Here is an 8571-nt window from a genome sequence, read left to right on the forward strand (position 1 = left end):
CGCCCCTCCTGAGCACCTCGACCGCAATCCGCGGTTTCCTCCCTGGAGCGTTGTCCAACGCCTGCCATCAGCCGCGGTCGATCATCGACGCCCTTCCCGATTGGCAGGCGTCGAACAACGCTAAACCTATGCGGACGGTGACGGTGTCGGTGGGGGCCGTCCGCTTTCAAGGCGTAGTGCACCGTTGCTGTCAAGAAGGATCTGAAATAGTTACGCTCTGGACTTCCCGGGGCGATGGATGTCTTTGTGCACGTAATTTAGTTTGTCGATTACCACCATCTCGCCTTCGCGTAGCGCTTCGTTAAGAATGCGAAGAAGTGAAAACTGTAGCTCGTGCCTCAGTGAATTGTTGCAGGGACACTGGTCGGTGTGCTCGACCCGAGTCCAAGTATTACCGTCAATCCTGTAGTACCACCCCACTACAGTGCCCATCCCCGACACTACCTGACCAGGATGGGTTACAACAAGCCCGCATATGCAGACGAGGTTGTCATCTACGCGTTCTATGTATGCGCCCTTCTCGTACTCATAGTCCTGCCTCATCTCGGGAATACTGATCAATCCGTCCAGTTCGACGACTATCGACCTATGCCTTCGCAGCAGAGCGCTGACTTCGCCTAGATCAAACGGCTCGTTGGTGTTCGCGTAATAGGCTCCTTCGTGTAGGCGATAGAAAGGAATATTTAGGAACGGGCTATCGACGTCGCCTCTGTTCTCCGCAACCCAGAATTCGCCTGATAGGGCGATGCTTGGGGGCAGGTGCTTTACAAATCGTAGGTCGTACTCAGGGATCTCCAATCCGCGCCCGTAGATAGGGATTGGGGTGTCTGCATCGATGCGTTGCCAGGGGATATCGAGCAATGCGCGCAAGACAAAATCCTGTTCTCTTGAGGGGAAGACGTCATCTAATTGCGTGACGCCGCACTTAGCGCAAACGGCTGTGAGAACTTGATGCTCTACGACGAGGTGTGCAACGACCGATTGCGGCGGTAGGAGTCCGTCAATGGCCCCAGCAAGGCACGCGGACTGTACGTGCGGGCGAAGGGTTCCGTCTTCGATTTGTGTTTGCGTCAAGTCATGCACATCCACGCCCGCGGTCGTCAAAGCCGCAGAATCAACCACGTAAATGTGCCCGACCTGGTCCGTCTCGACGTAACTGGCTTCCTTGTGCACAAGCCAGACAGGGCTCTCTTCATAGTCCTCGCACATTTGGACTACACGCTTTTCGACGTACTGGTGTGCCGCGAACCAGCACGCGATGTGTGGCGCCTTGGTGAGATCTATAAAGAAAGACCGCCATCCATAGTGCTGAAGGATCGCCTGTGAAAGTTCTAGACTGATGTCGTGGTAGTTACCGCCCCCAAAGGCTCGAATGATGGCCTTCGAGTAATGCGACCACTTGAACATCAGGTCCGGGATGCAGCCATGTCTCTTGAATGACGTAGATATGCTGACCTCTCCGCTGACGGGAGCAGCATAGTGCTTGACCTGGCCTCTGAAGAGGTATCCGTCGCTGTACTTCGCGAATGCCTCATCAAGATCCGCCAACGTTGTTATCGTTATTTCGTTCAACTGGCTACCTCGACCAAACAGATGTCATGAGAATGCATCCTACACCCTCGCTCATCTACAACGGGAAAGCGGACCTCGGCAACGACACCCGCCACCGTCCGCTCAGGCCGAATTCCCGCCTTCGATCGCAATCTACGAACATGAAAAAAGCTCCGAAAGGAGCTTTTTCATTATCTGTGCCACCCGACAGCATCTGTTGGGTGACAGAGAAAGTGAAAATCACGTCATTGATCTGTAAGGGTTTTTGCACTAATTGCGGCGTCCCTTGCTACGCGTGTGACACAGATAGTGAAGAAATCCGGATTTCTTGCCAAATAAATTGAAAGTTTAGCTTGGCGCACCGCTGCATAAGGCTGCGTGCCAGGGTGTCGGCGCACTTCTGTGCGCAAGAGGTCTAGTCGTCTTGATCGGAAACTCCGCTTGCACAAGGTGGCGGTTTGCTCGGGCCTGCGCGACAGTGAGGGCTTGAGAGACCGGCGCCACAATCAATCGTGTGGTGGCCCTCGGATATCGCCCCGCTTTACGTCACTCGGGATCGCAAAGCCATAGATGCCGCAGCACGATGGGATTGTCGCGACCTTGCAAGATGGGTGCCGAGCGCAGATGCCCAGTTTGGATGATGGGCCGTGTACGCGCGCAGCCCGCCGGCGATACCTCAATAGGCCAGTCCCGCACGGCCAATCTCTGGGCATTGGTTTGTCGGGGTGGCCCTACGCGCTGCCGCGCGAAATGAGTATTGAGCGCCGAGGTGGGCTGGCGGTCGGTGGTCGAGAACACGTAGGCCACCATGTGCGCATGGGGCATGCGCCAAGCGTAGCGGCCGTCTAGGAACCTCTGAATGCCCTCGTCGCCATACTGCGTCAGCCGCCGGCTGCCGTGCAAGACCTTGCACTCGAAGAAGAGCGCGTCGTGGCGCCCATCGCTGATGCCCTGACGGGGCTGCGCAGGGTAGACCGTAATATCCGGCGTCTTGTCGATCGAATCCCCGAGCCAATCGGCAAGCTTGGCGTCACGGACCGGTACGCCGAATAGTTCGGCCGTGAAGCCGGGCACCGTACCGCGGGCGCGCATGTCGACCAGGACGTCCAGCAAGCGGTCCGTGATACGGTCTTCATCGCGGGTGACCAGCACAGCCTGGTGCTCAAGCACCAGTGTGCGCCAAGCTTGGCGAATCGCCTGTTCCACCACGACGATCACGCCAAGATTCCATGATGGATAGGCATTGTATTGGGCAGGTGCCCTTCCCAGGCTAGTGAACGTCACGTTGGCGATGTCCCGATCTGATCGCAAATGAGGGACGAGTTGCCAGGCTCAGGCGTCGCATCCGACTGCAACCAGTCGAGTGCCAAGGCGCGCGCCTCGGTCAGGGTCCAGTAGCGCATGTGATCGAGCAGCCCCAAGACGGTTCGGTCTTTGAGCCTGATCTTGATACGAGTGCTCCAATAGCTTTCGGCGAATGTCACGAGGTGAGTGAAGTCCGATACCGGCACGCCTTCTTGGCACGAAGCATCAGGTGCACCGACCTCGATAAAGACCCAGCCGTCGATAGGACGGGCTGGCAGCTCCCTCACCTTCGCGAGGCCCGAGCCGACAAAGGGGCTGATGAGCTTCGCGACCGTATCCACGAACTGTTGGCGGGTAACGGAGTCGGTGGGTGCGGTGGCCTGCTTGGAGACATCCGTGAACGGCAGTTCCATCGCCAGCGTGTCGTGGACCAGTTGGCGGTCTGCGGTGCTCAGCCCATGCAGATCGAAGACCAGTTCGTCTAGCTCCTGCCAGTCCACATGGCGTTCACGCAGCTTGGCTGCCACTCGGCGCAATTTCTGCCGTTGCTCGGGGGTCAGCGCTTCTTCCCGGATAAGAGGGAAGTCTAGTAGGTCCTTCTGCAATGACGAGTCACGCTCGACACCAAACTTCGGACTGGTGAGCAACTGGTGGTAAAGGAAAAGGTCGCTGTAGGAGACAACGTAGATCAGATCCATCAGCCCTGCGAGCTCTGGCTTGCCGAGGGCCGACAGCCCAATGAAACTTTCCCGGTAAGCCACGTCAGTGGCTGAGAATAGCGCGCCGCGGAGCGTGCGCTCAGGCCTAGGCGACTCGCGGAGCAACAGCAGCGGTCCCCGGTAGATTTCCGGCGCGCGCGGCCACTGCAGCTCGGGCAAGTCGAAGTATCGATCCTGCTCGCCCGGAGGTCTTGAACCGGGTGCAGCCACGAAGGCCATGTCGTGCTGTACATCAAGCAGGCCAAGTAGATGGCTGGCGCCGATCACACGCTTGTCTTCCTTGCCAACCTGATAGCCACTGTTGAACCGGCCGCCATGCTTGGCCACCTGCTGACCCAACGGCAGCGCCGCCTCACTATGCATACGGTGAAGCAGCTCCAGTCCCAGGCGCCCGCCTTTGTAGAGCGCTTTAAAGGCATGTGGATCGCTGCAGACTTCATGCAAGGGCACGGGAATGGCTGCGCAGGGATCTATGCGAAAGACTCCCTCTTGGGAAAGCCGTGGCTCATGACGGGGGCTGATAAAGTAGAAGCTGTCTAGCGGGTGCGGCGTTTCATTGGTCGCGACCATCAACGCGAATTGGGCGTCGTTCTTGGGCCAGATCTTCTCGTCCTGGCGCAGTGCCGCGAAATTCATGACGCCCGTCACGCGAAGGTTTTCGAAGACGTGGCGACGCAGTCCGAACGACTCCCCTTGGAAGAAGAAGCGCCCATGCACCGCAAAGCCGATCGCACCCGCCGGCTTCGCCCACGACGACGCGGCAAGCAGGAAGGCAATGTCGGGCGACCCATAGCGTGCCACCATGGCTACAGCTGGGGGTGTCGCCCGTTGCTTGGGCTTCGCAAGCAACTTGCGTAAGGTGCAATTCAGCGCGCCCGCTCGGCCGTCCTTAAAGCTGTTCCAGGGCGGGTTGCCGACGACGATGTCATAGAGCGCGGCATGCCGGCGCAGCACTTCACTAGACAAGCTCCCCAGCTTCAGGTCATGCGGCGAGTCATCAGGCATGCTGGCCAGATCGAGCGCCTTCTCATCGACAGGATGCAGGATCGAACCAATCAGCTTTTCGAACTTGAGCTCTGACAGCGGGCTCGGATCCGGGTCGAGTTCGAGCGCACACAGGTATAGGCTCAAAGCCGTCACGTTCAGCGCATCGCGGTTGACGTCGAGGCCGGTGAGCTGCTCCATCAAGATTCGGCGGATCTCTGCGCGGCGCGGACGCTCGCCCGACGCGCGCCAGTGCTCGGCGATGAGGCGCTTGAACGCCAGCACAAGGAACACCCCCCCTCCAACGGCCGGATCGAGCACGCGGGCGCGGTCGGGCGTGGTGCTGCGTACCGCGCTGAAGGCGCCATCGACCACGATTTCTGCGAGCTTGCGTGGGGTGAAGTGGATGCTGGTTTCCTTGGCCAGCTCCGGAATGAACTGGTGAGCGAAGTCCTCGTAGACTTGGCTCAGCACGTCCACAGGCACGTGCTTGAAGTAAATGCCGCCCCATTGAAGCGGCAGTTGCCCACGGACCGCCTTGCATTGGATGTTGGTCAAATGCCAGCATACGGTCTCTGCGCCCGCTGCCAGCAGTCGTCGGAGTTCCCGGTACCGGTTGGGGCCGTCATGTGAACCACTCAGGCTGAGCAGGTCCCCGTTGAACGTCCTGTCCAACCAGGTGCACGTCTCCATCAACGCGTCGAGGTTGCCGAACACCGAGCTCAGATCGTTTGCTCGACGGCTGATGTGGGGCAACTCAGCTTCACTGACGATATGCCTGTCGACCAAAAATCTGAAGAAGAGTGCGCGCCCCACAAGCGCAAGCACCTGCTGAACGGTCAGCAAGGGCGCGCAACGATGAATTTCACGAGCAGCGTCCGTCAACAGCCGGAATAGCAGCCCGTCCAGCCAACGCGTCGCTGCCTTGCGGGACTTGCGGGTGCTGACGTTCGACGCCGTGTCTGCAGCACTGCCACTGAGCATGCCGCGGAACTTGGCATAGCTGGCCGTCTCTGTATCGGAGAGAACTGGCGTTGGCAGCACGTCATCCATCAAGATGGGGTACACGACCACCTGGCCCGGCTCCAACACGGCTAGGTAGCGTGCGTCAGCGCGGCAGGCCAGCACGCGCACCAGTTGCGCGAGTGGGATCGTGTCGGCACGCGCGCTGCCTAGCGTGTTGTGTCTAACGACATAGACAAGCGGCACGCCTCCCGACTCGATGACCGCGTCTGGGAGCAATCCCTGCGTGCCGTCGCCTCGGAGAAGATCAAGGTAGCGCACGTGGCGCGGACCGGCAACGGCACCGAAATCAACGGCGCTCTCCGACGTGATGCCTGCCTTGGCGAGCCAGTCCTGCAGGCTATCCATGGCTGTGCGCTCTCGGCTGACCTGCTGTGGACTTTGACAGCCCCACGCTGGTGGGTCCAAATTCCAACTCACGCTGCTGCTCACGCGCGCCATCGAGCCCAGTGCAGTGGCTGTCTACGAGACTCAAAACCTTGTCCAGATCGACGACGACGCCCGCACTCAGGCGGCAGTGCTCGTCTGCCAGCCAAGCTTCGGCAGGGTCATAGGTCAGGAACAACTGCGGGACGGTCATCGAGCGCGGTCCCAATAGGGCCTCCTGGATGGGAGAGACCCACTTAGCAATCGCTTCCTTACGAAGCCCCATCCGCTCCAGTTCGCACAGAATGGCGACAACTATCAAGTCATGGCGCGTGTACTCGCTGGCGACTCGTTCGTTGGCTGGACGTTCGGCGAACTCCGGCAGGTTCTTGAGCAGATTGCGTAAGCGGTGGCGGTCGACACAGCCGACCGCCACCAGATCGGCAAACGTAATACGATGCGATAGCATTTTTGCATTATAGGCGCAGCCCTGCGCAGACTCAATGCAGATTTGCGAAATATCTACGCACTTCTGCGTTAAATTAACGCAGAAGATGTTCCCGACCTTTCGCTTATAGTTCCAACAGCATGTTTGCAGGGATGCAAGTCCAGATGCTGACCGTGGCTCCGTCCGTGCTTCGCTATCCGACGTCCTGCCGGCCATTTGTAGGCAGCATTACCTAAAGCTCCTATCGATTGGCACTATCACTTCACTCCTGAGGTTTCAAATGACCGGCGGTTCCGCTCCAACAGGTACTGACAAGACCGCTCACCGAGACCGATTATTAGCGATCAGAGCGCCGGCGAGTGCATCAGGCCGATTCTCAAATGGCTAGAGTCGTCTAGCCTCCGAGTTTATGTTGGGCGGATAATATTAGCAAAGCACTTGAACCAGTTGACGCCGAGCGCGCTCGCAAACGACAAGCAGGGGACGTATGGGTGAAGCAAGACGCAGGGGTACGAAAGCACAGCGGGTAGTCGCTCTATTGGATGAGAGCGGCGTAGTCCAGATGACGGCCGAGCGATACAACGCATACGTCGCCTGGACTCGCTCGCCGATCGCGGATGCTATAGGCATTGAGCTGGAGTTCTTCTCCGACAAAGCCGAGACATTGATCGGGGTACTGATAAAGGATCGATTTGATCGGGACTTTGGCTTTGTGATACTTGGTCGAGACCTCAAGGGTCGGTTCCGTTGCATCGACGTGAGTGCTAGCATGACCAGAACCGACGCGCGTCACGCGCTATTCGCGTCGTTCAGGAAGCATATCGCGAGCGGGGAAGCGGTCTTCTCTCAAGGCGACGAGACAACCGACAAAGCAGGTGTTGATCTTTTCAATACGAAGCTGCCAGTAAACCAACTGCACCCCGCCTTCCACATGTTGTGCGCGCGCCCTCATTGGGTCCCGGCGCGGGCGATCATGTCCGAGATGATGCGGCACTACGTTGACGTCGATGGCAACTTCGTAGAACAGTTTCAGACCACCGCCTTCGACTCCAGGATTTGGGAGTTGTATCTCTATGCGGCGCTGCTGGAACTTGGCCTCTTCGTGAAGAAGGAGCACGAGGCGCCTGACTTCGAGGTTAGCAATGGGCGAAGCAAAGTGTTCATCGAAGCAGTCATCGCCGGTCCATCCCCGCATGATCCTCCGCTCGATCCGCCAAAGAATGGCATGCCCATAAGGCGAACGCCAGAAGAGATTAAGGAGCTGCTGAAGACCCGCGCCCCCATTCGGTTCGGCAGCGCGCTGTACTCCAAGCTTAACCGGAAGACGAAGTATTGGGATCTAGAGCACGTTAAGGGCTTTCCGCTGGTCTTTGCTGTCGCTGACTTCCATGAGGAACAGTCGATGACTTGGACGTCTCCAGCGCTTCTTGAGTACCTCTACGGTGTCACGCACGAATTCATCTTCGACGACGCAGGTCAGCTTGTAATCACGCCACTGAAGATCGAAACGCATGAGTACCGAGGCAAGGTAATTCCTTCAGGCTACTTTTTGCAGCCGGGAGCGGAGAACGTGAGCGCGGTGTTGTTCTCGTCGTCCGGGACGATCTCGAAGTTCAATCGCATGGGACACCTTGCAGGCTTTGGCCTCCCTAATCAGCGAATTTTTCGGTCCGGTGTAAAGCATCGCCACGATCCAAACGCCGCGATGCCGGCCCCCTTCTTTCATGAAGTGAAGCAGGGCCTCGTGACCGAGACTTGGGCCGAAGGGCTCTCCATGTTCCACAATCCCCATGCGAAGCATCCCGTTGATCCCGATATGTTTCCCGGTATCGCTCACCACTGGTTCGTAGGCGGACAAGTTAAAAGCTGGCTACCGGAATTTCACGTATACAACTCGTTCACCTGGAACATGGGGATCGACGACAAAGATGGGCTACGTAACGAACTAGCGTTATGCGATGCTGGCGCCAAGGGGAAGTGAGTGATGAATGCAGCGCGCACCGGTGGGGGAGTCGCAAAGCATGCGGTCGAGTTAACCCAATCTCGAAGGTAGTGTTCAGAAGTGTGTGCAGAAGCGCCTTCGGTTGGAAGGCGCGGGTGGTCATGGCTAAGGTTGATTGTCGGATCGACCTTTAACCCGGTGGAGAGGGCAGCCATGACCACGATCAAGCGTAG

At 58.3% G+C, this 8571-nt stretch carries 5 protein-coding genes; 1 reads left to right on the forward strand and 4 read right to left on the reverse strand.

Annotated features, from left to right (window positions below; genetic code table 11):
• Positions 1–210 precede the first annotated feature (210 nt).
• The 4 genes from GPA27_RS27195 to GPA27_RS27210 form a co-directional block, all read right to left on the reverse strand.
• Entirely contained in the window at positions 211–1572 is a 1362-nt protein-coding gene (locus GPA27_RS27195) for an FRG domain-containing protein (protein WP_169143545.1), read from the reverse strand.
• A 525-nt stretch (positions 1573–2097) separates the two neighbouring features.
• Positions 2098–2769, reverse strand: a complete 672-nt coding sequence (locus tag GPA27_RS27200) for a hypothetical protein (RefSeq protein ID WP_169143546.1) — start codon at positions 2767–2769, stop codon at positions 2098–2100.
• A 62-nt stretch (positions 2770–2831) separates the two neighbouring features.
• A complete protein-coding gene (locus GPA27_RS27205; protein WP_169143547.1) occupies positions 2832–5930 on the reverse strand; it encodes an HsdM family class I SAM-dependent methyltransferase in 3099 nt (1032 codons plus the stop codon).
• A complete protein-coding gene (locus GPA27_RS27210) occupies positions 5923–6417 on the reverse strand; it encodes a hypothetical protein (protein ID WP_169143548.1) in 495 nt (164 codons plus the stop codon). Before GPA27_RS27210 ends, GPA27_RS27205 begins: the two co-directional genes overlap by 8 nt.
• 466 nt (positions 6418–6883) lie before the next feature.
• Between GPA27_RS27210 and GPA27_RS27215 the strand changes: the two genes are divergently transcribed.
• Positions 6884–8377 carry a hypothetical protein gene (locus GPA27_RS27215; RefSeq protein ID WP_211165276.1) on the forward strand — a complete coding sequence of 498 codons (1494 nt, stop codon included), beginning with the start codon at positions 6884–6886 and terminating at the stop codon, positions 8375–8377.
• The last annotated feature ends 194 nt before the right edge of the window (positions 8378–8571 follow it).

The sequence above is a fragment of the Aromatoleum toluolicum genome (assembly GCF_012911005.2).
GTDB lineage: Bacteria > Pseudomonadota > Gammaproteobacteria > Burkholderiales > Rhodocyclaceae > Aromatoleum > Aromatoleum toluolicum.

What these genes read in the sequence shown, in the direction of transcription:
- GPA27_RS27215 (WP_211165276.1), top strand. Translation starts at nt 6,884, where the DNA reads ATGGGTGAAGCAAGACGCAGGGGTACGAAAGCACAGCGGGTAGTCGCT.
- GPA27_RS27205 (WP_169143547.1), bottom strand. Translation starts at nt 5,930, where the DNA reads ATGGATAGCCTGCAGGACTGGCTCGCCAAGGCAGGCATCACGTCGGAG.
- GPA27_RS27210 (WP_169143548.1), bottom strand. Translation starts at nt 6,417, where the DNA reads ATGCTATCGCATCGTATTACGTTTGCCGATCTGGTGGCGGTCGGCTGT.